The sequence below is a fragment of the Paraburkholderia sp. BR10936 genome (assembly GCF_040965735.1).
Classification (GTDB): domain Bacteria; phylum Pseudomonadota; class Gammaproteobacteria; order Burkholderiales; family Burkholderiaceae; genus Paraburkholderia; species Paraburkholderia nodosa_A.
In genome coordinates, this window is the sequence record NZ_JBFRCM010000021.1 from 33190 (window position 1) to 57938 (window position 24749).

Here is a 24749-nt window from a genome sequence, read left to right on the forward strand (position 1 = left end):
TGAAGGAGCCCGCAGCGCATCGCAGCGCCGCAGGCCGGCACATTATTGCATCTGCCGATTTTCTCTGGACGCTGGATGTACCGGCTCGTCCGCAAGGCCTGGGTGCGGGCTGCGCCCAGGCCTCAGACAGCTCAATGCATATCGCCAACGACAACGCGTGCCGACAACGCGTTCGTATCGCGCGACGACGACGCGGCGCGAATCTCGTAGCTTCCGCCATGCACCTGCCACGCGTGCGTCGTGACGTTCCACGTCGCGAGGCGCCGTGCCGGGATGACGACGGTCACCTGCTGCGACTGCCCAGGCCGCAAGGCGACCTTCGTCCATCCCACCAGGCGCTGCGGCGGCTCGCCGAGTCCCGGCGGCAGCGTCGCGTACACCTGGGCGACTTCGGCGCCGGCACGCGAGCCCGTGTTGGCAACGGTGAACGTCGCGATCACATTGCCGCCCTGATCGGTACGCGTCCGGAGCCCCGAGTACGAGTAAGTCGTATAGGAGAGGCCATAGCCAAACGGGAAGAGCGGATCGATGTTTTTCGCATCGAACCAGCGGTACCCCATCAGGAGTCCTTCGCTATAGACGACGTTCAGGTTGTTCGGGTCGATGATCGGCTGCGGCAAATCGGCTTCCTGGCGCGGGAACGTGATCGGCAGCTTGGCGGACGGGTTTACGTCGCCGAACAGGATGTCCGCGATCGCCTGACCGCCTTGCACACCGGGATACCACGCTTCCACTACACCGTGAACGCTGCCGAGCCACGGCATCGTGACGGGGCTGCCATTCTCCAGCACGACGATGATCCGTTTGGCCTTCGCAGCCACCGCGTTGATCAGCGCATTCTGGTCGTAAAGCTGATTGCTCGCGTCCGCCTTGTTGTCCGGCAAGGACAGGTTCGCCAGATCCGTGCCCTCGCTTTCCCACTGCGTGGCGAACACGATCGCGACATCGGCGCTGGCGGCTGCGCTAGCCGCGGCGGAGGCGTTCGTGCCGTCGAAATACGTCACCGTGGCCTGAGGCGCCTTGGCCTTGATCGCGTTGTACGGCGAGGACTTGTACCAGGTCGCGCAACTCGAAAGCAGCGGATTGCCGGACTGGCATCCCGACACCGCATTGCCGTCTGCCGCGGGCACGCCTCCCGACCCGCCTCCGGACATCACACCGACATCGGCATGGCCGCCGATCACGACGATCGAGTGCAGGCCGCCAGCGGCGAGCGGAAGGACCGGCTGGTTACTGCCGGATGCCGATCCATTCTTCAGTAGAACGATCGACTCGTGCGCGACCGCGAGAGCGTCACGGTTGCCTGCCGTCTGGTCGACCGAGCCGCCGGGGGTGGGCGGGTTGTCCATGACGCCGAGGGCGATCATGGTGCGCAGCTTGCGAAAGACCATGTCGTTGAGACGGGCGACCGGAACGGTACCGGCCTGGACCGCGGCCTTGAGCGCGCTGCTGAAATAAGACTGAATGCCAAAGCCCGCGCCGGCCGTGCCGAGATCGCCGGGCTGCTCTTCGTCGAGACCGGCCATCGCGGACGCGACAGTGCTATGGTTGGCCGTCCAGTCCGACTGAACCTTGCCCTTGAATCCCCACTCTTTCTTCAGGATGGTCGTGAGGAGTTCCGGGTTCTGGCAGGCATACACGCCATTGATCAGGTTGTACGAGCACATCACGTTGCCGGGATGCCCCTCGCGCACGGCGATCTCGAAGGCGAGCAGCTCCGTTTCCCGCATCGTCCTTTCGTCGACCACGGAATTGCTCGTCATCCGGTTGGTTTCCTGGTCGTTCATCGCGTAGTGCTTCACCGTTGCGATCACGTCCTGAGACTGCGTCCCCATGGTGCGCGCCGCACTCATCGTGCCGGTCAGGACGGGATCTTCGCCCATGTACTCGAACGTGCGGCCGTCGCGCGGTTCACGCGCCAGATTGAGCCCGCCACCCAGCCCTTCCGCGTAGCCGAGCACGCGCAGCTCACGGGCAATACGCGAGCCGTAGGCCCCCGCGAGCGCCACATCCCAGCTCGAGGCGAGCCCGATCGGTGCGGGAAAAGCCGTGGCATGCGCGTTCTGCACGTTCACGCCGCCAGCCGAATCCGCGGTGGCCAACGGGGGAATGCCCAGGCGACTGATACCGGGGATATAACCGGCGCCCTGCACCCAAGATGGAAACGGGCCACCCAGACCGACGGTGGGAATGCCCGTGCCGTGCACCAGCTGGATCTTTTCGTCGAGCGTCAATTGCGATACCAGCACTGCCGCGCGCCTGTCGGCCTGGTCGCCCTTCGCTTTCCAGTCAAAGGCCGGCTGCTGTGACGCACCCGAAGCCTGGGAAAAGAACTGCGCCACAATCGAAAATGGGCTGTTGCCCCATGTATTGCCGGTGGCAGCTTGATCCGCGTACGCCACAGAGCCGGCACACAATACGCCGGCGACGGCAATCGCTATTTTCTTCGCATTCCTCACGGTGTCTCTCCTGTTTTGCCGATTGCATGAGCGATGACCCGCAGGATTGCGGGACCGTAATCGGACTACATTTTTCTTCTAGTTTTATGTTGAATTGCCCTACGTAGCGAGATGACGATAGCACCGGAGAAACGTTGGCGCTTATCGTGCCGTCGCAGAACTTAACTTTGCGTCGCAGTATCAGGGTTTGCCTTAACCCTGCTCCGTTTGCCATTCCGTCGCTACCTTACAGGCAGTTTTCGAGTCTGCGCACCCGCTCACAGCGCCCGCGCAGTGGTTCATGCGGATTCGATATCTCGCCCCATCGGGCCGTTTGAGGATTGCAGCAAGGATGCTAAAGTCACCAGCTACCAGCGGTTAGCCGAGGCGACGTTTCTCCGTTCCATGGTGTCTCCCATGACGACCGATCAAAAGACCGTTTCGAACGTCCTTGCCCAACTCTCGCTCAAGTCCGCCGTCGAGCACGGCATGTCACCGCACGATTTCACGCGCCTCACCGGCATCACCGAGGCGGAACTCGTCCATCCGGACGGGCGCATCCCCGCACACAAGCACATTGCCATGCTCAATCTGCTGGAGCCGGGCTACCAGGCTTCGGAGCGGCTCGAAATCTTTTCCAGTTATTCGTTTCGCGCCCCGATCAGCACCTTATTGGCCATCGTCACGAACAGCCCGACGTTGACGAAGGCCTTTGACCAGTTTCTGCGCTACCGGGTGTTGATCGGAAATGTCGATACCGTGAAGGTCAAGCGGGCAGGCCAGACATTCGAATTCGAATACGTTCTGGACGGCGCGGGCAGAAGTTCATCGAGCGCTTTCTATAATTTTCTGCTGCTCATTCGACTCGCCGAACAGTACAACGACGACGAGCCCTATCCCACCCAGATCGAGTTGACCGGAGAGGCGTTTGCGCCCGTCTCCCAGCTCTCGCACCTGTGTGGCGCGACGGTGAAATTCAGGCAAAGCCGCAACTGCATGCTGATGAAAACCGGAGCGGCAGACCTGCCGTATTGCAGGTACAACGAGATCACCGAAAACATTCTCTGCGGGCAGGCCGATGCCGATATCAGACGCTTCGTTGTGGGCCATTCGTTTTCTTCGAGAATCGAAGATTTCGTGACGAAGATGATTCGTGAGGCGCATGCCGGTCTGCCATTTGCGAACCCCATGGAAGAAGTCTGCGGCCGCCTTGGCATTTCACGCTCGACGCTGCACCGGCGCCTGCAGATTGAAGGGACGAACTTCCAGGCTATCCTGTCTCATGCGCGCCTCGAGGAGGCACGGCGGTTGCTGCCGTTGGCCGATTATTCGGTTGCCGCGGTGAGCGATCTTCTCGGCTTTTCTTCTCCCTGCGCGTTCTCGCGTTTCTTTCTCGAGAACAGCGGCAAGTCTCCTTCGCGCTACAAGTTCGAAAACTGCAGGCTCTAGTGAGCCTTCTGGGCAAACCGCGCCTGCGCTGTACACGATCGAATATTCGGGACCAGAAAGAAAGCGAACACGCGCGTCGAAATCACGATGATGTCGATGAACAGAGCGCACTACGCAACACACGTGGAAGATCAGATCGAGGCCGCATGAGCGCTCGACGCGCCGTCACGAAGGCGCAGGTCAGTGCGCCGGCCCGAAGAAGGCCTGCGCACCTTCCGATGGCGTCAGTCCGGCGGCGAAATAGCCTTCGAGGCGCTCGGCCTTGGCGTCGTCGAGCAAAAACGGCGGACACACGAGCCCTTGCGCGATGGCGTGGTCGTACCACCGGCTCATCCACTCGCGCAGCTTCGTTTCATAGGGTGACGGCAATTCGTCTGGCGCGATCTCTTCCATGCGCAATCTCCGCTCGCGGCCTGACTGCCGCTATATGCTTGTCGCGACACGTGCTGCGCCCATCGAAGGACGCAGGATATCGGGTGGAAACACCTGCCATCCACGGTCGGGATGGCGGAAGAAAAACAGCGCGCGCGGTCCGTCCGCTGTCTGCGCCTCGATGAACACGCTCGCGATCCGCCCGGACGGCGCACGATGCACCGTCACGACCCGCACTGTCTGCCTGCTGGTGGGGTTCAGCCACTTCACGACTGCTGCCCCTAACGACTGCCGCACCGCCATCGCCGCCCCCCACGCTTTAGGTGGAATCATCGTAGACAGCCGTTAAACCGGCCGCCATCGGGACGGGTAGATAGTTCCCTCGGGATTGTCCGGTTCGTTTGTCAGGATTTCCTTCTCGCCGCGCACGACCGAGCGTTACTCGCCCACCAGCCCATGCCGGATCGCATAGCGGATCACCTCCGCGTTATTGCCCAGCCCGAGTTTTTGCATCAGCCGCATCTTGTGGGTGCTGATCGTCTTGGCGCTGAGCGCGCACGCATCGGCGATATCGTTGATGCTCTTGCCCGACGCGAGCATCTGCAGCACCTGGAACTCGCGGTCCGATAGCACTTCGTGCGGGGGCACATCGCCCGAATGCTTCTCGAACACCATGGCGTCGACGAGTTTCGGGTCGATAAAGCGCCCGCCGTCCGCGAGCTTGCGAATCGCGGCCAGCAGCACTTCGGGATCGCTGTCCTTCGTCACGTAGCCTGTCGCGCCGGCCCGCAGCGCGCGCGACGCGACCTGGGCTTCGTTGTGGATGCTGAGCACGAGCACCGGCAACGCAGGTTCCTCGGCGCGCACGCGGCGGATGAGATCGACGCCGCTGATGCCCGGCATCGTCATATCCAGCAGCAGCAGGTCGACTTCGCAGGTCCGCAGCTTTTCCATCACCTCCGAGCCCTGCCCGGCCTCCGCCGTCACGACCATGTCGGCAGTCGTCGCGAGGATCTGCTTGAGTCCGCCACGCACGATGGCATGGTCATCGGCGATGAGTATTCTGATCATGGGGGTCTTCGAGCGGAACGTGGATCGAAATCGTGGTGCCAGACGCAATGCCGATGGTCAGGTCTTTGCAGGGCTGACTGTCGATGCTCAACGTACCACCAATCAGCCTCGCGCGCTCTGTCATGCCAAGCAGACCGTATGCGTACCTTGCATACGCGGCGGCCACGTCGAAGCCGCGGCCGTCGTCGCGCACACGCAAGTCGAGCGAGCCGGGCCCGGTGCTGAGCGTGAGCTCGACGCGCTGCGCCGCCGCGTGGCGCGCGACGTTCGTCAGCGCCGCCTCGACGATCCGGAAGAGCGCCGTGGCCTGCATGTCCGACAAGGCCGGCTCGCCGCTTGCCATGTGCAGTTCGCACGGGATGGCGTTGTGCCGGCTCCATTGACTGGTGAGCCATTCGAGCGCCGAAACGAGGCCGAAGTTGAGCGCCGCAGGCCGCAGGTGGCTTGCCACGTTGCGGACCATCCAGATCGTGCCTTCGACCAGTTCGCGCATGTCGTCGGCCCGGCCGACGGCCTCCGGATCGTCGGTGAGCCGCATCCGCAGCAGCGAGACGTCCATTTTCAGCGCCGTCAGCAACTGGCCGAGTTCGTCCTGAATCTCCAGCGCGCTGCGCTTGCGCTCGTCTTCGCGCATTCCCTCCAGATAAGCCGACAGGGCCCGCTGCTGCTCGCGCGAGCGCACGAGTTCGTCTTCCACGCGCTTGCGGCCGGAAATGTCGTGCAGGCCGACGTAAATGGCCGGTGCGCCATCGTAGTTCGACAGCCGTGCCGTCGCCATGGCCCAGAACTGCGTCCCGTCCGGCCGACGCAGATTCACCTCCGCGTCGCTGAAGCTGCCTTGGGCCGCGAGACAGCGCACGAGTCTTTCGCGCTCCAGCGGATCGACGTAGAAGTCGACGATATTGACGTTCGCGCGCGCCGCTTCATCGAGGCGCAGCAGTTCGCGAAACCGCGCGTTGGCATAGAGCAGTTGGCCGTCGGGCATCGAGGTGATGCCCATGGCCACCGGGCCCGATTCGACGATCGCGCGAAAGCGCGTTTCGCACGCGTTGAGCCCGCGCTGCTGCATGGCGAGTTGCCGGTGGGCCGACCGCAACGCGATGTGCGTGCGGACCCTGGCCACCAGCTCCTCGACGAGCACGGGCTTGCGCACATGGTCGGCTGCGCCGGCGCTGAGGCCATCGGCGAGATTTCGATGATGGCCTGCCGGCATCATGAGCACCACGGGAATATCGCGCGTGCGCGCATCCGACTTCAGGCTGCGGCAGGTGGCGAGGGCGCCCACACTGGCGGCCTCTGAATCGAGCAGAATCAGTTCGGGCTGGGAAACGTACGAACGCTCCAGCACCTCGAGGCCGCTGTTCGCGGCGAGCACCTCGAAGCCCTCCCATACGAGGTGGTCGGCGATCAAGCGGGTCTCGTTCGGCGTACCGCCCGCGACCAGTATCGTGCAGGGGTTCGTTGTCGTGGCCTGCGAGTCAGTCATCTTGCCCACGGTTGCTCCGGCCCTGGTTACTTTGTTTTGTCCTCGTCGCCAAAGCCATGGCCCTTCGGCAACCCTTTATCACGTATGCAGGTAATACGGATTGCACGCCCCGTTAGCCCGTTAGCCCTCTATGTTCCAGGTGCCTTACGTAGCGAACGAATGCCTCGCGGAAATTTCCGCACGGTCGATCAGTTCGTCGAGACTGCGTGTGAGTTCGCCAAGCGCCGATAACGCATACAAATCGAGCTTGTCCGCATGGTTGCGGCGCAGGTCTTTCATGCTTTCCTGCAAGCGCCGTATCGTGCCCGCGCGGCTGTCCGGCAGCGGCCAGCAGTGCATCAAATAAGCCAGCGGCATGAGATTGCGGGATTCGCACCACGTATCGAACAGGCGCATGCAGATCGAGTTCACGTCCTGCACGCGCGCCTTACGGTCGCCCCACTCGGAAATCATCGCGCGTCGCCTCTGCCAAGCTTCGAATTTTGCTGACCTCATGATGAACCCGCCAATGATCGCGTGCAGTCGTCTTCGACTGCAAACGGTAAAGGGGAACCCTGAATCTTGTGTCGGGAAATCCTGAATGGCGGACTTCGAGGCGCAATCGCACCCTTGAATGTCTGCCGGGAATTTCCGTCCTGGCCCGAAGTAAAGCGGATTGTCGGCGAGATTACGTCGCGTTATGCTGCGCGCGACTGACCGTTCGGTTCCACCCAATGCCGCGCATGGCATACGCTGATTTCGTATGAACAGAAGACAGATGATCGCGCAATGCGTCGGTATTGGCGCGAGCCTGATAACGATGCGGGCGACCATGGCGTTGCCGGTCAGCCGTGGGCCAGCAAGCGTCGTATTCCTGAATCCGGGCGAAAGCGTGGAACACGATACGGGCCAGCACTGGCAACTCGTCTCGCGCTTCATGGCCGCGACTGCAAAACACTTTGGCATGCAGCTGGAAGTGCTCTACGCGGAGCGCGATCATCTGCTGATGCTTCGCCAGGCCGAATCCGTAGCGGCACGTACAGCGGCGCCCGACTATGTGGTGATCGTCAACGAAAAGATGGCCGCGCCGCAGATGCTGCAAACGCTGGCACGCTCGAGCGCCAAAGTGCTGTTGATCCACAACGATCTGACCGAAGCCCAGCGTGCCCAGACCGGCAACGAGCGCGAACGGATCGCGAACTGGATCGGCACCGTCACCGCCGATGCCGGACGCGGCAGCTTTCGCCTCATGGATTGCCTGATCCGTTCGAACGGCAGCGGCCCCGCCCGCGTGATCGGCATTACCGGCGACCCTGCCACGCCGGTCTCTGCCGAGCGCGCCGCCGGGGTGCAGGCCGCGCTGGCGCGCCGGCCGCAGGACCGCATCGATCAGCTCGTCTATGGGGACTGGAGTTTTTCCGACGGCCGCGACAAGGCGCGCGTGCTGCTCTCGCGCTACCCGGATGCCAATATCCTTTGGGCTGCCAACGATTCGATGACGCTTGGTGCATTGAGTGCGGTGCAGGAGCGGCATCTGTCCACCATCGTCGGCGGGCTCGGTGCGCTGCCCGAAGCCGTGGCTTCGGTCATTCGCGGCGACCTGGCCGCGATCGTTGCAGGCGACCAGTTCATCGGCGCATGCGCGCTGGTCCTCATTCACGACTACCACTACGGCGCGGACTTTGCGCAAGTGGGCGGACCGCGCCAGCGGCTCGACTATCTGAAGGTGCTCGACAGCAGCGACGCCAGGCGTTACGCCGAGATTGCCTTTCAAGGCCGCACGTCTCCCGACTTCAGCCGTTTCTCGCGCGTGCAAAGCCGGCGTGTGGGCGCCTACACGTTCGATCTCGACACCCTGCTCGATTCCGCTTCAAAGGCCGCGTAATGCTGCAAACCCTGTTGCGTGCCCGCTTCCCACGCAGCCTGCATGCGCAGCTCATGCTCTCGCTGCTGGTGCTCTGTACGCTGGTGGCGGGCACGTCGGCGTTCTTCCTGCTCGAGCATGCGCGCGAAGGCCGGATCGCGGAACTCGACGAACGTGCGAACCGCATTGCCGATCTCCTCAGCCAGTCGCTCGCGCAGCCGCTCTGGAATGTCGATCGCGACGCGATCACACGGCAACTGAATGTGCTCAAACCGAATCCGGAGGTGGTGAGCTTCACCGTGACCGCGACCAACTATGGCGTGCTGGCCGACGCGAGCAATGCGCCGATGCCCGACCCGCAGGCGCGCGTGGTTCGCGTGCGGCCGATAGAATTCACGCCACCCGGCAATGCGCCGCCCGAAAAGATCGGCGAGGTCCGCGTGGTCCTGACGCGGGCCGCCGCCGACCGGGGTTTCGAGGCCGCGCGCGCGGCGGTGCTGGGAACGCTCGCGCTCGTGCTCGCCGTGGTGTACGTCACGACCTTTCTGCTCCTCAAACACCTCGTGCGCGAGCCCATCCGGCGCCTGGAAGAAATGGTCGACCGCATCGCGTCAGGCGATCTGGACAGCCGCTGCGCCATCGAATCCAGTGTCGAACTGGGCCGGCTGGCCGCGCGTGTCAACGTGATGGCGGAGCGGCTGCGCGACTCGACGGCATCGCTCAGGGAGAGCGAGCGCAAGTACCGGAGCATCATCGAGAATTCACTCGAAGGATTCTTCGTGCTCGATCGCAATGGCAAACTCTGCGACGCCAATCCCGCGATGGCCCAGTTGCTCGGCTACCGCGACGTGCAAGGCATGATCACGGCGCCACGCGACGACGCGAGCGCAGTTCATGCCAAGCCCCAGCCGTTTTCCAGCGGGAAAACGGCCCAACTCTTCGCGATGCTGCAATTGACCGGCAAGATCGCGGGCCTGGAAATCGAGCTGACTCGCGCCGACGGCACCGCGGTCTGGTGTCAGCTCAATGCCCGCGGCATACGCTACGACGGCGCGGCCCCCCAATGCCTCGAAGGACAGTTGACCGATATCTCGGGCCGCAAGCAGGCGATGGAGATCCTCACGCGCCATCGCGATCAGCTCGAGGAAGAAGTGCGCGAGCGCACGCGAACCGAGCAGCTGCTTCGCCATTCGCGCGAACAGTTGCGCCAGCTTTCGTCCCACCAGGAGTCGATCCGCGAAGAGGAGCGGCGGCAGATCGCCATGACGATCCACGACGAACTGGGCCAGTTGCTCACCGCGATCAAGATCAATGTCTCCTTGCTCAAGCTTGCGCTGAGCCAGGGCGCCGAGTGGCAACAAAAGGTAGGCGACATCGGCGGGCTGGCTGAACGCACCATCGACATCGTGCGCAACGTCGCGAGTCACCTGCGACCGGCCGCGCTGAATTTCGGGCTCCTGTCGGCACTCGAATGGCTCGTTCAGGACTTCACCCGACACAACGCAACGGTCTGCACGTTCCTGCTCGAAGGCCGCGAACCTTCATTGAGCGACGACCGCGCGACGGCGGTGTTCCGCATCGTCCAGGAGGCGCTCACCAATGTCAGCCGCCACGCGCAGGCCTCGCATGCCGAGGTCGTCCTGCGTTGCATCCATAACCACTTCGAACTCGAGGTCCATGACGACGGCAACGGGTTCGACGTGGCGAAGGCGATCCGTGGGGATTCGTATGGACTGCAAGGCATGCAGGAGCGCGCACGGATGATCGGCGCGCAGTTTCATATCGAAAGCCGGGACGGGCCGGGATCGACGGTTCGCATCGTGTTCAACGAGACGACGGAACACGTCAGTCGAGCGCTGCCCGCCGATAACGAACTCCGCTAGTCATGCCTCGTCCGCCTGGCGCTTTTCGCTAGATGCGAAATCCTGATGGTCGTTTCCCTGATTTGCCAACCTGGCCTCATGTCCCGGCGCCCGGCGTCGCCTGTGCGAGCCGCCACGCGAGATTGGCGCGTGCCGCGGCCTCGCAATGCGAATGAAAGTAATCGGTCAGGTAGATGCGCGGGCGCGCGAGCAGCGTCTCCAGCATCCGCCGCTCGTGCATGGCGTAGGCGTGGTCGTCCAGGTCCGGGCGTTCGGCTCTCAGGCGCATGCCGTTGTCCTGAAACTGGCGGCGCGGTGCGCCCAGTGACGCGAGATCGATGTCGCACGCGAAGCGCGCATCCAGTTCATCCGGCGCGCGGGTATGCCGGGTCGCGAGAATCGCTTCGCAAATGCGCTCGCAAGCCGCGATGCGATCGTCTGCGCAGCGCCGCAGCCACTGCGCGCTGCGCTCCTCATTGTCCTGAGCGCCCGGAACATAGATCACGTCGTGGCACCACAGCGCAAGCTCCACGAGATTGCCATGCGCAATCGCCTCGCGCGCCCGGTCGAAATCGCGCAGGCAGCGGTGCACGTGGCGCAGCGTGTGGTAGTGCCGCCCCGCCTCGCCATAACGGCGCGCGAGATCGGCATAGACGGCCTCGGCGCGCGCGCCCCCGCTGCACGACCATAATTCGACGAAGCGTCCCTGCGTGCGGTTCACCCCTGCTCCTTTGCGCGCAGCGCAATGCTCGGAGAAAATTCCTCACGAATGTCGATGGTCGCAGATACAGCAGGTAAGGCACGAGGTCCTCGAAACTGCGCATCACGGGCTCATTATGCGCCGCATGCCCTGTGGGAACAGCCCCGATATTCACCTGGCATCACGTTGGCAACATCGATGCAAACGTATACTCCCTGCCAGTATTCGCCTATACTGCCCCACAGTATCTTCAATCGATGCCGTCATGCCCCATTCCCCCGAAGAAAAGAAGCGCGTGCTCACGCGCGTGCGCAAGGTTCGCGGCCAGCTGGACGCGCTCGAGCGCGCGCTGGAGGAAGGCGCCGATTGCGCGCCGGTGCTCCAGCAACTGGCGGCGATTCGCGGCGCGATCAACGGCGTGATGGCCGGTGTGCTCGAAAGCCACTTGCGCGAAGAATTTACCCACCTTGCGGGATCAGCGGAGTCCCCGGGATCGATCGACGATGTCGTGACCCTCGTTCGAACCTATTTACGCTAGCTCACCGCGGGATTTTTCCCGCGCCGATTCGGCCGACCTTCTTTTTTTACAGGACTACTATGAAATCGCGTGCTGCAGTTGCGTTTGGGCCGGGCAAGCCCCTCGAGATCGTCGAGATCGACGTTGAACCGCCCCGCAAGGGCGAGGTGCTGGTCAAGATCACGCATACCGGCGTTTGTCATACCGATGCCTTCACGCTCTCCGGCGACGACCCGGAAGGCCTCTTCCCCGTCGTGCTCGGCCACGAGGGCGCCGGGATCGTCGTGGAAGTGGGTGAGGGCGTGACCAGCGTGAAGCCCGGCGATCACGTCATCCCGCTCTACACCGCCGAATGCGGCGAGTGTCTGTTCTGCAAGAGCGGCAAGACCAATCTGTGCGTGTCCGTGCGCGCGACCCAGGGCAAGGGCGTGATGCCCGATGGCACAAGCCGTTTCAGCTACAACGGCCAGCCGCTCTATCACTACATGGGCTGCTCCACGTTCAGCGAGTACACCGTGGTGGCCGAAGTCTCTCTCGCCAAAATCAACTCGCAAGCCAATCCCGAGCAGGTGTGCCTGCTGGGCTGCGGCGTGACCACGGGTCTGGGCGCGGTGAAGAACACCGCCAAGGTGCAGGAAGGCGATACCGTCGCCGTGTTCGGCCTGGGCGGCATCGGACTTGCTGTGATCCAGGGCGCGAAGCTCGCCAAGGCCGGCCGCATCATCGCCATCGACACCAATCCGGGCAAGTTCGATCTGGCGCGCGCCTTTGGCGCCACCGACTGCGTAAACCCCAAGGATCACGAGAAGCCCATCCAGCAGGTGATCGTCGACATGACGGGCTGGGGCGTGGATCACAGTTTCGAATGTATCGGCAACGTCAACGTGATGCGCGCGGCGCTCGAATGCGCGCATCGTGGCTGGGGCCAGTCGGTCGTCATCGGCGTGGCCGGCGCGGGTCAGGAAATCTCCACGCGCCCGTTCCAGCTCGTGACCGGCCGCCGCTGGCTCGGCACGGCATTCGGCGGCGTGAAAGGACGCTCGCAACTGCCGGGCATGGTCGAAGACGCGATGGCGGGCAAGATCCAGCTCGCGCCGTTCGTCACCCACACGAAGCCGCTCTCGGGCATCAACGAAGCGTTCGACTTGATGCACGAGGGCAAATCGATCCGGACCGTCGTGCACTACTGACACGCAAGGAAGGAGACAGACCATGGCCTCGGCCATTCACCCCACGGTTGACCGCGGCATCCAGAAAGGCGCCGAAAGCTTCGCGGGCGGCACGCTGCGCTGCCCGTCGAAAGACGCGGGCTGGGACGGCCCCGGCTTCGCAGCCTTCGTGTCCTCGATCATCGAGAGCGGCACACCGCCTTCGGCCATGGCCAACGTGCGCCAGACGCTGCGCGACAAGGGCCTCGAGCCGTACGGTTGTCTGAGCCCCGCGCTCATGGACATTCTCTCCACTCAGGCTGCGAAAGCCAAAGGCACTTACCGGGAGGCCTGAAACGCTTATGGAGCGCATTGAACGACACGTCAGCCACGGCGGCAGCCAGGAGGTCTGGAAGCACGCCTCGTCCACCGTTGGCGGCGACATGAAGTTTGGCATCTATCTGCCCGAGGCTGCCATGCGCGGGCAGAAATGTCCCGTGTTGTACTGGCTTTCGGGCCTGACCTGCACGGAACAGAATTTCATCACCAAGGCGGGCGTGCAACGCTACGCGGCGGAGCACAGGATCATCGTCGTCGCGCCGGACACCAGTCCGCGTGGCAGCGATGTGCCCGATTCGCCCGACTACGATCTCGGCCAGGGCGCGGGCTTCTACGTGAACGCCACGCGGGAACCGTGGGCGAAGCATTTCCGCATGTACGACTACGTGGTCTCCGAATTGCCCGCCCTCGTCGAGGCGGGTTTTGCGGCGAGCGAGGCGCGCTCGATCAGCGGGCATTCGATGGGCGGGCACGGCGCGCTGGTGGTTGCACTGCGCAATCCGGGCCGCTATCGCAGCGTATCCGCATTCTCGCCGATCGTCGCGCCGAGCCAGGTGCCGTGGGGCGAAAAAGCGCTCACCGCCTACCTCGGCGATGACCGCGAGGCGTGGAAGCAGTATGACGCCGTGGCGTTGGTCGGCAGCGCGCGCGAACGCTTGCCGCTACTCGTCGAACAAGGCGGCGGCGACGAATTCCTCAATGCGCAGCTACGGCCGGAATTGCTGCAGGCTGCCTGCGCAAAGGCGGGACAACCGTTGACGCTCAACGTTCGTGAAGGCTACGACCATAGCTATTACTTCATCGCCAGCTTTATCGGCGAGCATATGGCCTTTCACGCCAAAGCGCTGGCTTGAAACGCGTTGCGCGCCCGTTCGCTGGTTTCGGCGGACGGGCGCGTTCTCTATGGTCATCCAAAGGCAAGGCGCCGAGGCCGCCGCTACGTATAACCCAAAGTCATGCGGCCAGGAAAATAAAGCGCATTGACGCTGTACCCCCCATCCTCCAATACTCAAAGGCAACACGCTATCAATGCCAGGCCAGGAGAAAGAGGATGACGAGCGCCCCGCTTTTGGATGCGGCACGCAGCACGATCGAACCGACCCGCAAAGACGCGATCTTGCGTGACGTCCGGGCCTGGCGGCTCGAGCGCGTGCAGGAGCAATTACGCAAGCACAACGTGCCCGCCATCCTGCTCTATGACCCGGTGAACATTCGCTACGCGACCGACACTTCCAACATGCAGGTATGGGCCGGCCGCAATCCCGCGCGTTACGTCATGGTCTTCGCAGACGGTCATGTCGTCGCCTGGGAATTTCACAGCAGCGAGCATGTCTGGGACGGGCTGGACCTCGATGTGGAATTGCGCGGCGCGCTCAGCTGGACATTCTTCAACGCGGGCCACGAGGCGGAGCGCCGCGCGCAGGTCTGGGGTGCCGAGATCGTCGACGTATTGCGCCAGCACGCACCTGGCGAACATGTGCTGGCAGTCGACCGGCTCGATCCGTTCGGCGCAGCCTACCTGGAAAAGCACGGCATCTCGCTGCTCGACGGACAAGCCCTGATGGAAACGGCGCGATTGATCAAGTCGTCCAGTGAACTCGTGTTGATCGGCGAATCGTTGCGCACCTGCGAGGCGAGCATCGAGCGCATGAAACGCGAGCTTCGCCCCGGCATGACCGAGAACGACCTGTGGGCGTATCTCCATTACGAAAATATCCGGCACGGCGGCGAGTGGATCGAGACCCGGCTTCTCGCCTCCGGCGACCGCACGAACCCGTGGATGCACGAATGTTCGTCGCGCGTTCTACAGAAAGGCGACCTGCTGGTCTTCGACACGGATATGGTGGGACCGAACGGCTACTGTTCGGACATCTCCCGTACGTGGCTCGTTGGTGACGGCCGTCCTTCTGACGAGCAGCGCAAGCTCTACGAGTATGCGTTTGCACAGGTCCATTTCAATATGGAGCTTCTTCAGCCGGGCATGACGTTTCGAGAGTTCTCGGAAAAGGCGTGGAAGATTCCGGAGCCGTTCGTCAAGAACCGTTACTGCTGCCTTGCCCACGGTATCGGCATGGTCGACGAATATCCTTCGATTGCCCACCAGGTCGATTGGGACAGCGCGGGCTACGACGGTCGCTTCGAAGTGGGCATGACGGTGTGCATCGAGAGCTATATCGGTGCGGAAGGCGGTACGCAGGGCGTCAAGCTCGAGCAGCAAGTCGTGCTCACCGAGAACGGCTGCGCCTCTTTGACCGGTTGCGCCTTCGAGACTGACTGGCTGTGACATGTGGCGTGCGGCGTTCAGGGACGCACTTCGCGCTCGTTACGGCGTGCCCGCCAGCACGCCGTCCGCGATTGCGCGGGTGATTAGAACTTGTGACGGATTGCAGCGCGAATCACGAGCTGATTCGAGTTAGACGAAACGTCCGCGGCACCCGGAACATAAGCGACGTCGAGTACCGTTTGGGTCTTGTCGCCGCCAACGTGCTGATACGCACCCTGCAGATAGAGATCCGTGCGCTTCGACAGATTGTAGTCCGCCATCAGACCGATGGTCTGATAGTTCGGATGCAGCTTGCCGGTGGTCGCATTGAAATCCGCGCGCGTGTAGGTGTACATCGCACCCACGAAGAAGGCCGGGGTGAACTGATATTTCCCGTTCACTTCGAAGTTCTGGAAGCGCAGCGACGACAGATTCGATCCGGCGGGAGGCGTGATCGCGCCAATATAGCCGTTGCTGACCGGTTGGGTGACGTCGGTGTTCGTGTATGCAAAGCCCAGCGTTGCCGAACCGATCGTATAGTTGATCCCCGCGCCGAAGATACGCAGGCGTTGCGCCAGGAAGTTTTCGTCGCCGCCGTTGTTGATCGCGCCAGTGGCCGTCGAAGATGGGTTGTTGGCCTGCAGATATGACGCCGCGATCAAAAGCGAACCGTTCGTGTACTGGGCGCCGACGCTGTACTGTCGGTTGTTGGCAAAATTCGTGTCGTTGCTGAAGCTATACGTGCCGCCGAACTGGAAACCTGTGAGCGACGGGCTCGTATATTTCGCCGTGTTGTTCACGCGAAACGTGTTGTCCGTGTTGTCGTTGTCATACGGGTGCGAAAAGAGATAGCCGGCCCAGTTTCCATTCGCCGTAGTCTGTGCGAGAAAATCGACCAACGAGTCGTACTGGCGCCCCAGGGTGACCGTACCATACGTGTCGCTCGCCACGCCAACAAAGGCCTGCCGGCCAAACATCAAGCCGCCCTGCCCGAGTTTCCCGTTATTGACGTTGAAGCCGTTTTCAAGCTGGAACACGGCTTTCAGACCACCGCCGAGATCCTCCGCGCCCTTCATGCCCCAACGGCTGCCTTGAACATAGCCGCTCTGCAGTTCATACAGCTTGCTGCCGCCTGCATTGTTGGTGAAGTCGAAGCCTTCGTCGATCACGCCATAGAGCGTTACCGAGCTTTGAGCCATCGCGGGAGCGGCAAATGCCGCCAATATCGATGCCGCGATTACACTGCGTCCTTTCATCGAAGTTCTCCAAACCTGGTTGTCATTCGAGAACGAATGATCGTATGTACGTTTTCTGATTGATTAAATATATAGCTTACCTAAGTATTCTTGTCTGTGATTGTCTCCTTTCATTGTCATCAATCTATGGCACGACGAGGAACCGGTGCGCGGAGTATTGAAGCAACGCCGCAGGCTTTCAACGTGATTTATTTTCCTTTTCGGATGACTTTAAATTAAGTGATCTCTCGGCACTGCTACCGCAATCTATTCGATTCACCTTGCAGTTGCCGAGCCGGTGCCTCGACATATTCCTCAGGCAACGGGGTATCCGGCTCCGGCGTGCCCAGCAGCGCCTCATGAGCGTTCGGCAGCCGCGTCGTGCGATATTCGTTGGGCGACTCGCCAAATTCCTTGCGAAACTCACGGCCGAGATGCGAGGCGTCGGAAAAGCCGCATGACGACGCGATATCCGCAACCGTGCGGTCCGAACTCGTCAACAGCCATGACGCCATGCGTATGCGGATCTGCCTCGCGTACGCGCCCGGCGATTTGCCGGTTTCCGTCGTGAAAAGGCGTTCGAGCTGGCGCACCGAAACATCGAGCCTGTGCGCCAGGTCCGGCAGACTCAGCGGCTGGCCAACGTGTTGCTCCATTAGCAGAATCGCGCGCCTGACCTTGGGATGCGTGGCAGGCGCGAGGCCCGGAGGATGCGGTTGCGGCGCGTTGCCTTTCTGCGCGTCGTCCACGAGCAGAATACGCAGCGCCTTGCGCACGATCGTGGCCTCGACATGGCGCAGCAGAATCGCCGCGGCCACGTCGATCGACGCACGGCCGCCGGAACACGTAATGCGCCTTCTGTCGATCACGAAGAGCCGGTCCGCAACGAGGTCGCGCTCATCGGCTTGCGGAAAACGCTCGACGAAATCCCAGTAGTGGAACCAGCTCACGCAAATTCGATAGCCGTTCATCACGCCGGCCCGGGCGAGTGCGAACGCCCCCGTACAGAGTCCCACGAGCGTGGCCGGCGTTTCGGCCATCGCGCGAATGAAGGAGAGCGTTGCGTCGCTGGCCGGCGGTCCCGAATGCAGCAGCCCGCCTACGATCACGACATAGTCGAACGCCTCGTCCGCATCGAAGGTCGTCCACGGTGTGATCTGGATTCCGCAACTGGCGCGAACCGGAACGAGGTTTTCTCCGACGATGGTCCATGCGCACCGCACCGGCCGGCTCATGTCGCCTTCGTCGCTGGCGAGCCTGAGCAAATCGACGAAGCCGGAGAACGCAGTCAACGTGAAGTTGGGCAATAGCACGATCCCGAAACGCAGCCGCCTCGCCGCCGTGGCTTCGCTGTCAATCGCGTGGTGAACCATGAGGACCGCCTCTGTCAATGCATTCCAGACAATCGATACGGTCGAAATCCGTTGCCCGTTGATTAGCCTGTGATAATTAGCCGGTGACCGCAACACCGGCATCGAGCCAGTCGCGCATCATCGCACCGGCTTCTTCGCTGAGCCAGTTCCGAAACTGCAGATACTCGGTGCGAGGCCGCGCATTCCGGTGCGTAATCAGATAGTGGTAGCGGTCTCTAAAGACAAGCGCATCCGGAACAGGCCGTATCAGGCGTCCCTGCTCGACCTGAAGATGGAGCAGATGATGCCAGCCCAGCAGCGTCCCTTCGCCGGCTTCCGCCTGCGCGACGAGAAGCCGGTAGTCGTTGCTCTCAAGGTTGCGGTTTTCAGCCAGCATGTCCGTGCCGTCGCCCTGCTGGAACCAGTTGCGCCACACTCGCCAATCCACGTGTTCGCACACCTGGGCGCGCCCGAGCAACGAGAGATTCAACGTGGGTTCGGAAAGCAGGTCGAGCGGCTTGAGTTTCTTGCCGCGAAAATACCGGTCGTAAAACGTCGGGCTGCAAACCGGATAAACGACATCATGAAACAGCGGCTCGACCTCATACTCCGGCTCACGCGGCGGATTCTTCGTGATGATGATGTCGGTCTCCATGAGTTCGTCCAGCTCCATGAAGTGCTCGGTGACCATTACGTGCAGCCGGATATCCGGAAAGCGCGCACGAAACGCCGGGAGGCGCTGCGACAACCAGAGGGCCGAAAACGTATGCGAGACGCAAATCGTCAATGCGTGCCGATCCGTGCGCCGCACCGCCTCCGCCGCTTCGGCGATATTCATGATCGAGAGGTACGACGCGTTGTACAGAATGCGTCCTGCGTCGGTCAACGCGATATGCCTCCCGGTGCGCTCGAACAGCGCGACATCGAGCGAGTCTTCGAGCTCCTTGATTTGTCTGCTGATTGCGGCCTGCGTCACGCAGAGGACCTCCGCCGCCTGGGTAAAGCTTTCGTATCTCGCCGCCGTCACGAAGCAACGGAGAGCACGGAGCGACGGCATCTGGGCGAGGAGTCTGTCTGCGAATAGCTGCTTCTTTAACATGGCTTGCGCTCTTTAAACGGGTGCTCGCATGGCGCATTCAAGCTCGCCACGAACGATAAAGGGATCCGGATGAGAATAGTGTGCGAGTCCGTTTGCCCCGTGGCAAGTGAGGCGTTCCATAATATGGGTCTTATAAATGATGCAGCATCGCCCTTCTACTGTGGTGCCGCCAGTTCGCCAGCCGTTTGTTCGCCGCGCGGAGAAAAGTGTGATCCGCTCGAATGACAGGCCCGAGCGCAGCAGCCCGGTCACCACGGCCTTTGTGATTGCACCCGTTCCAACGAATCCGATGCGCATTAGCATGCAAGTCCTGTTCAGCTGTGGCGCAAGCGCGCCACGGAAGGCGAGCGGGGCCTGACGGCCCGCTCGCGCGCGTTACCGCTGCCAGTTCAGGCGAGCTTCAACCAGGTCGTCTTCAGCTCGCAATACTGGTCGTGTGCGTAGACCGACTTGTCGCGGCCGCCGAAGCCCGATTGCTTGAAGCCGCCGAATGGCGTCGAGAGGTCCCCCTCGCCGAAGCAGTTTACCGTGACCGTGCCCGCACGGATCCGCGCCGCAACCTTATGCGCACTGTTCACGTTGTCGGTCCACAACGAAGCCGCCAGTCCATAGCAGGTGTCGTTCGCGATGCGAATGGCGTCTTCCACGTCCTCGTATTCGATAAAACACACGACCGGCCCGAACACTTCTTCGCGCGCGATGGCCATATCCGGCGTGACCTGATCGAAGATCGTCGGCTCGACGAACCATCCGCCGGTCTCGGTCAGCACGGCACGTCCGCCGCAAACCACGCGTGCGCCCTGCTCCTTCGCTTTCTCGATGTGCGTCAGCACCTTCTCGTAGTGCTTTTGCTCGATCAGCGCGCCGAGCTTGGTGTCCGGGTCGAGCGGGTCACCCGTCCTCCAGCGCGCGAGAACAGCCTGAACTTTCTCGATCAGTTCCGCCCGATTGCTCGATGGAACGAGAATGCGCGAACCGGCGCTGCAGTTCTCTCCCATATTCCAGAACGCGGCGGCGACGGCCTGTTCGGCGACCGCATCGAGATTCGCGACATCGGGAAGAATCACCTGCGGATTCTTGCCGCCGCATTCGAGCACCACACGCTTGAGGTTGGTATCCGCGGAATAGTGCAAAAAGCGCTTTCCGGTCGCGGTCGAGCCCGTGAACGCGACGAGGTCGACATCGGGATGGCGGCCCAGCGCCTGCCCCGCGCTATCGCCGAAACCCGTGACGACGCTGAACACGCCCGCGGGCACGCCGGCCTCGAGCGCGAGATCCGCGATGCGCAGAGTCGAGAGCGACGTTTGCTCCGCAGGCTTCACGACCACGCTATTGCCAACCGACAAAGCGGGACCGATCTTCCAGGCCAGCATCAGCGCGGGGAAATTCCAGGGCAGGACCGCGCCCACCACGCCAATCGGCTCACGCGTGATCATGCTAACGACATCCGCGCCCGAAGGCGAGAGCGCGTCGTAACGCTTGTCAGTCACTTCGGCATGCCAACGAATGCAGGCTGCCGACTCGGGAATATCCAGCGCGAGGCATTCGCTGATCGGCTTGCCCGCCTCCAGCGCTTCGAGAAGCGCCAGCTCGTCCACATGCTCGTCGATCAGTTGCGCGAGGCGAAGCAGCACCGCCTTGCGATGGGCCGGCGCGGCCCTTGACCATACGCCAGTTTCGAATGCATTGCGGGCAGCGGCGACCGCGTGATCCACATCCTTTTCACCGCATTTCGCCACTTCCGCAAGCACCTTGCCCGATGCCGGATTGAGCGTAGCGAAGGATTCTCCCGCTGCCGAATCACACCGCTCTCCGGCGATGAGTGCCCGGCCGTCGAGTGCCAGCTCCGCGGCTTTCTGCTTCCATTCCTGATGCGTCGTCATCTCGTGTCCTTGGTTGATTAAAGCTCGGCGCCCGCCGACATTTCCTTTGCCCAGATCGTCGCCGACACGGCCATGTCCACGATGGGCCGAACCGGCAGCGAACGCGGGTGGGGTTGATTCAGAAGCTGATGGACAAGCTCGCTGCTTTGGCCAAGCGCGTATTCGGCAATCAGCTTGCCCGACGACGATCCTCGGCTCAGCCCGAGCCCGTTGCAGCCCACCGCTTCGAGAATGCCATCGTCGCGGCGGCCGAACAGCGCGCCGTTGTTCGCGGAGAGACACAGTGGACCGCCCCACGTGTACTCGAGCTCGACGCCCTCGAGCATGGGGAATCGGCGGTCGAACGAGCGCTGATGCAGCGTTTTCGCCTTCGCGAGATCGGCTTCGGACACCTGCAGTCCCGGCCTGAACGCAAAATGGTTACGCACGCAAATACGGTCCGTGGCAAGACGGCGCACGGTCGTGCCCATGGGGTCAGCCGGGATCAGCGCCCACGACCGCGTTCCGCCCAGCTTCTCGACCTCGCCCGCATTCATGACGCGCGTCATCGATGCAAAGGTGTAGACGGGCAGCAAGCCATTGGGGTGGATGCCGAACGTCGCAGCATAAGCGTTCGTGCAGAGAATCACCTGTTTGGCGACGATCTTTCCCTTGGCGAAATGCAGGACTTTCTCGTTGCCGCGATGCTCGATTTCGGTGACTGCGCTCAGCTCGAATACCGTGACGTTCTCCGGCTGCGTGGCCGCGAGGCCGCGCATGAGCGCCGCAGGCTGCACCGTGCTGCAGCCCGGCGTAAATAGCGCCCCCTGATAGAAGTCCGTGCCCGTTACCTTGCGGATGGCTGCCTGATCGAGCCATTCAAAAGCTTCGTCGATGCGCGTCAGACCCCGCGCAAAGTGCAAAAGCGCGTCGAGCCCCTTCTTGTTGACCGAGGCGTGGAATTTCCCCTCGTCGCGCCAATCGCAATCGATATTGTGTTGCCGTACGATCGAGCGCACGTAGGCGATGCCGTGCCGCTGGAACCGCACGTCGGCCTTGTCCTCTGCCACGCTGCGCGAATAGCTTTCACTGCTGATGTCGTGCGGCAAATCGACGAAGAATCCGGAATTGCGGCCGGCCGTCGTGCGCCCAATGCGATCGGCCTCGACTAGCGCGATCGATGCATCGGGCGCCAGTTCGGCAAGCCGGCGAGCCGCGCAAAGCCCGGTGATGCCGCCGCCCACAACGACCCAATCGTATCGATGCTCCGACGACACGCTTCTGGCAGGCCCCGCCGGCGGGAGACTCTCCCACCAGCCGTTGACGCCATCTGGCGCAGGAAACCGCGCGAATTCCAGGTTCGAGACCATTTTCGGTTATTACTGGGCGTTGCGAATAAGCGGTTGCACAAGCTGCGCAAACGCGCTGCGCTCCTCTTGCGTGAGCGAGCCGAGCGGTGCACGCGCCACACCAACCGGCAGCCCCACCAGTTCGCAACCGTAGCGCACGTACTGGATGAATTTGCCGCTGCGCTCGAGCAGTTCGAGCACCGGCAGCAATTGCGTCATCAGTTTGCGGCCCAGAACGAAATCGTTCTGCTTGACGCAAGCATCGAACAGCGCCGTGTGTGCTTCCGGCAGGAAGTTGGAGGCGCCGCCTACCCAGCTCTTCGCGCCCCACGCGAAAAATTCGAGGGCCTGGTCGTCCATGCCGCAGCTGAGCACCAGCCGGTCCTTGAAGTGCGTGACGAGATGATGCAGATGCGAAATATCGCCGGTGCTCTCCTTCATGGCGATAAAGTTCGGGCGCTCGAGCAGCGTTGCCAGCACGCCATCGCTGATCTCCGTGCCCGTGCGGGCCGGAAAGTTGTACAGCATGATCGGCATGTCGAGCGCGTCGTCGACCTTCAGCATGTGGCTGAGCAGTTCTTCCTGCGTGGGCTGCGCGTAGTACGGCGCGGCCACCAGCAGCGACGACAGACCTGCACGCTTCGCTTCGAGACCCAGTCGAATCACTTCCTTCGTCGTGGTCGCGTTGATGCCCGCGGTCAGATAGGTTTTTCCACCCGCCGCCTCGGCAACGGTGTTGAAGGTCTTGACGCGTTCCTCGAAGCTCAACGCGTAGTATTCGCCCGTGGTGCCGCCGATCCCGAGTCCCGATACGCGGCCCGCGAGATTCGCTGCGTGCTTGCCGAGCAAGGCATGGTCGATTTCACCGTCTTCCTTGAACGGTGTGACCAGCGGAGTATGTACGCCCTCGAAGCTCATTTCGATTCCTTTGTTCAGTAGTCTTCAAACAGATAAACGGGTCTTCACTGCATTTGCGCGCTGAGTGCCTGGGCTTATGCCAGCGCGTCGGCGTGCGAATAAATCGGATACTGGTTGCACAGATCCCGTACGCGGCTGCGCACGGCGCGCTCGACGTGGTCGTCGCCGCCCGGCTCGCGCTCGACGCCCGCCAGCACTTCGAGAATCATTTCGCCAATCTGCTCGAATTGAGCCGTGCCGAATCCGCGCGTCGTACCGGCCGGCGTGCCAAGCCGGATGCCGGAAGTCACTGTCGGGTTTTCCGTATCAAACGGAATGCCGTTCTTGTTGCAAGTGATGCCCGCGCGCTCGAGGGCTTTTTCAGCCTGCGTGCCCGTAATGCGTTTGGAACGAAGATCGACGAGCAGCAGATGGTTATCGGTGCCGCCCGTGACGAGCGAGAGCCCGCCCGATTGCAGCACGTTGCCGAGCGCCTCGGCATTGCGCAGCACGCGGTCGATATAGCCCGCGAACTCAGGACGCAACGCTTCGCCGAACGCCACCGCCTTGCCCGCGATGACATGCATGAGCGGACCGCCCTGCAAGCCGGGGAACACGGCGGAATTGATCTTCCTGGCGAGGTCGCCGTTGTTGGTCAGGATGAAGCCGCCACGCGGGCCGCGCAGCGTTTTGTGCGTGGTCGACGTCACGACGTCCGCGTACTTGATCGGATTTGCATGGCGGCCGGCCGCGACGATGCCGGCGATATGCGCCATATCGACCATCAGCAGGGCCCCGACGCTATCCGCGATTTCACGGAAAGCCGCAAAGTCGAGCGCGCGCGGATAGGCCGAATAGCCCGCGATAATGAGCTTTGGCCGGTGCTCCTGCGCGAGCCGCCGCACGGCGTCGTAGTCGATGCGACAAGTCTGCGGGCTCACGCCATACTGCACGGCATTGAACCACTTGCCGGAAAGCGCTGGCCGCGCGCCATGCGTGAGGTGGCCGCCGGCGTCCAGCGACATGCCCATCACCGTGTCGCCCGGCTTGACCAGCGCGAGCATGACTGCGCCGTTTGCCTGCGCGCCGGAATGCGGCTGCACGTTGGCATATTCGGCGTCGAACAGGGCCTTCACGCGGTCGATCGCGAGCGCCTCGATGCGGTCCACATGCTCGCAGCCGCCGTAATAGCGCTTCGACGGATAGCCCTCGGCATACTTGTTGGTCAGCACCGTCCCTTGCGCTTCCATCACCGCCGCCGAAACAATGTTCTCGGAAGCGATCAATTCGATCTGCGTTTGTTGCCGGCGCAATTCGAGCGCGATCTCCGATGCGATGACCGGGTCACGGCTCTGGAGCGTTTCAGAAAAGAAGCACGAGTATTCGCTCACAGGTCACTCCAGGAAGTAATCGTGTCAAGCAGGCCCTGGGAGAACATGAAAATCGCTGGGGCAGCGGGCCCTTCCT

The 24749-nt window shown here is 62.4% G+C and carries 22 protein-coding genes; 8 read left to right on the plus strand and 14 right to left on the minus strand.

The window, feature by feature from the left end; translation table 11 throughout:
- Nucleotides 1–131: 131 nt before the first annotated feature.
- Nucleotides 132–2459 (minus strand): beta-glucosidase, encoded by a 2328-nt coding sequence (locus tag AB4Y36_RS33305; protein WP_368685264.1) that lies wholly within the window; start codon nucleotides 2457–2459, stop codon nucleotides 132–134.
- 273 nt (nucleotides 2460–2732) lie between these two features.
- Here AB4Y36_RS33305 and AB4Y36_RS33310 point away from each other — a divergent pair, with 273 nt between their 5' ends.
- Nucleotides 2733–3887 (plus strand): helix-turn-helix domain-containing protein, encoded by a 1155-nt coding sequence (locus AB4Y36_RS33310; RefSeq protein WP_368685265.1) that lies wholly within the window; start codon nucleotides 2733–2735, stop codon nucleotides 3885–3887.
- Between the two features lie 180 nt (nucleotides 3888–4067).
- Here the strand turns inward: AB4Y36_RS33310 and AB4Y36_RS33315 are convergent, their stop codons facing one another.
- From AB4Y36_RS33315 to AB4Y36_RS33335, 5 genes are all read right to left on the minus strand, one after another.
- On the minus strand, nucleotides 4068–4280 hold the full coding sequence (locus tag AB4Y36_RS33315; RefSeq protein ID WP_368685266.1) for a hypothetical protein: 213 nt from the start codon (nucleotides 4278–4280) through the stop codon (nucleotides 4068–4070).
- A gap of 30 nt (nucleotides 4281–4310) precedes the next feature.
- Nucleotides 4311–4529 carry a hypothetical protein gene (locus tag AB4Y36_RS33320; protein ID WP_141710642.1) on the minus strand — a complete coding sequence of 73 codons (219 nt, stop codon included), beginning with the start codon at nucleotides 4527–4529 and terminating at the stop codon, nucleotides 4311–4313.
- Between the two features lie 168 nt (nucleotides 4530–4697).
- Nucleotides 4698–5330 (minus strand): response regulator, encoded by a 633-nt coding sequence (locus AB4Y36_RS33325; protein WP_368685267.1) that lies wholly within the window; start codon nucleotides 5328–5330, stop codon nucleotides 4698–4700.
- Complete coding sequence (locus tag AB4Y36_RS33330) at nucleotides 5305–6816, minus strand: histidine kinase (protein ID WP_368605294.1); 1512 nt, start codon at nucleotides 6814–6816, stop codon at nucleotides 5305–5307. Before AB4Y36_RS33330 ends, AB4Y36_RS33325 begins: the two co-directional genes overlap by 26 nt.
- A gap of 144 nt (nucleotides 6817–6960) precedes the next feature.
- Nucleotides 6961–7269 (minus strand): hypothetical protein, encoded by a 309-nt coding sequence (locus tag AB4Y36_RS33335; RefSeq protein ID WP_368685268.1) that lies wholly within the window; start codon nucleotides 7267–7269, stop codon nucleotides 6961–6963.
- A 289-nt stretch (nucleotides 7270–7558) separates the two neighbouring features.
- On the opposite strand from AB4Y36_RS33335, the gene AB4Y36_RS33340 reads away from it, so the two are divergent.
- Both AB4Y36_RS33340 and AB4Y36_RS33345 read left to right on the plus strand, forming a co-directional pair.
- Nucleotides 7559–8680 carry an ABC transporter substrate-binding protein gene (locus AB4Y36_RS33340; RefSeq protein ID WP_368685269.1) on the plus strand — a complete coding sequence of 374 codons (1122 nt, stop codon included), beginning with the start codon at nucleotides 7559–7561 and terminating at the stop codon, nucleotides 8678–8680.
- Nucleotides 8680–10542 (plus strand): PAS domain S-box protein, encoded by a 1863-nt coding sequence (locus tag AB4Y36_RS33345; protein WP_368685270.1) that lies wholly within the window; start codon nucleotides 8680–8682, stop codon nucleotides 10540–10542. The genes AB4Y36_RS33340 and AB4Y36_RS33345 overlap by 1 nt, the downstream gene beginning before the upstream one ends.
- A 76-nt stretch (nucleotides 10543–10618) precedes the next feature.
- On the opposite strand, the gene AB4Y36_RS33350 is transcribed toward AB4Y36_RS33345, so the two are convergent.
- Complete coding sequence (locus AB4Y36_RS33350; RefSeq protein WP_368685271.1) at nucleotides 10619–11242, minus strand: hypothetical protein; 624 nt, start codon at nucleotides 11240–11242, stop codon at nucleotides 10619–10621.
- A gap of 244 nt (nucleotides 11243–11486) precedes the next feature.
- Here AB4Y36_RS33350 and frmR point away from each other — a divergent pair, with 244 nt between their 5' ends.
- The 5 genes from frmR to AB4Y36_RS33375 all read left to right on the plus strand — a co-directional run bounded on the left by frmR (nucleotide 11487) and on the right by AB4Y36_RS33375 (nucleotide 15509).
- Entirely contained in the window at nucleotides 11487–11759 is a 273-nt protein-coding gene (frmR, locus tag AB4Y36_RS33355; protein WP_028203886.1) for a formaldehyde-responsive transcriptional repressor FrmR, read from the plus strand.
- Nucleotides 11760–11818: 59 nt separating this feature from the next.
- Complete coding sequence (locus AB4Y36_RS33360) at nucleotides 11819–12928, plus strand: S-(hydroxymethyl)glutathione dehydrogenase/class III alcohol dehydrogenase (RefSeq protein WP_368685272.1); 1110 nt, start codon at nucleotides 11819–11821, stop codon at nucleotides 12926–12928.
- 22 nt (nucleotides 12929–12950) lie between these two features.
- Entirely contained in the window at nucleotides 12951–13241 is a 291-nt protein-coding gene (locus tag AB4Y36_RS33365) for a hypothetical protein (RefSeq protein WP_342947550.1), read from the plus strand.
- Nucleotides 13242–13248: 7 nt separating this feature from the next.
- Nucleotides 13249–14079: an S-formylglutathione hydrolase gene (fghA, locus tag AB4Y36_RS33370; protein ID WP_368685273.1), complete on the plus strand. Its 831-nt coding sequence runs from the start codon at nucleotides 13249–13251 to the stop codon at nucleotides 14077–14079.
- A 197-nt stretch (nucleotides 14080–14276) separates the two neighbouring features.
- Entirely contained in the window at nucleotides 14277–15509 is a 1233-nt protein-coding gene (locus AB4Y36_RS33375; protein ID WP_368685321.1) for a M24 family metallopeptidase, read from the plus strand.
- Nucleotides 15510–15592: 83 nt separating this feature from the next.
- Here AB4Y36_RS33375 and AB4Y36_RS33380 read toward each other — a convergent pair whose 3' ends face one another.
- From AB4Y36_RS33380 to glyA, 7 genes are all read right to left on the minus strand, one after another.
- The gene (locus AB4Y36_RS33380) at nucleotides 15593–16744 is read right to left on the minus strand and encodes a porin (RefSeq protein WP_368685274.1); all 1152 of its coding nucleotides are present in this window, start codon (nucleotides 16742–16744) and stop codon (nucleotides 15593–15595) included.
- Nucleotides 16745–16980: 236 nt separating this feature from the next.
- Nucleotides 16981–18096, minus strand: coding sequence for a GlxA family transcriptional regulator (locus AB4Y36_RS33385; protein WP_083245201.1), 1116 nt, complete (start codon nucleotides 18094–18096; stop codon nucleotides 16981–16983).
- 76 nt (nucleotides 18097–18172) lie between these two features.
- On the minus strand, nucleotides 18173–19174 hold the full coding sequence (locus tag AB4Y36_RS33390) for a LysR substrate-binding domain-containing protein (RefSeq protein ID WP_368685275.1): 1002 nt from the start codon (nucleotides 19172–19174) through the stop codon (nucleotides 18173–18175).
- 389 nt (nucleotides 19175–19563) lie between these two features.
- Complete coding sequence (locus tag AB4Y36_RS33395) at nucleotides 19564–21057, minus strand: aldehyde dehydrogenase (protein WP_368685276.1); 1494 nt, start codon at nucleotides 21055–21057, stop codon at nucleotides 19564–19566.
- A gap of 17 nt (nucleotides 21058–21074) precedes the next feature.
- Nucleotides 21075–22406: an NAD(P)/FAD-dependent oxidoreductase gene (locus tag AB4Y36_RS33400; RefSeq protein ID WP_368685277.1), complete on the minus strand. Its 1332-nt coding sequence runs from the start codon at nucleotides 22404–22406 to the stop codon at nucleotides 21075–21077.
- A 9-nt stretch (nucleotides 22407–22415) separates the two neighbouring features.
- Nucleotides 22416–23303, minus strand: coding sequence for a dihydrodipicolinate synthase family protein (locus tag AB4Y36_RS33405; RefSeq protein WP_069263831.1), 888 nt, complete (start codon nucleotides 23301–23303; stop codon nucleotides 22416–22418).
- A 74-nt stretch (nucleotides 23304–23377) separates the two neighbouring features.
- Nucleotides 23378–24673 carry a serine hydroxymethyltransferase gene (glyA, locus tag AB4Y36_RS33410; protein WP_069263829.1) on the minus strand — a complete coding sequence of 432 codons (1296 nt, stop codon included), beginning with the start codon at nucleotides 24671–24673 and terminating at the stop codon, nucleotides 23378–23380.
- Nucleotides 24674–24749: the final 76 nt, after the last annotated feature.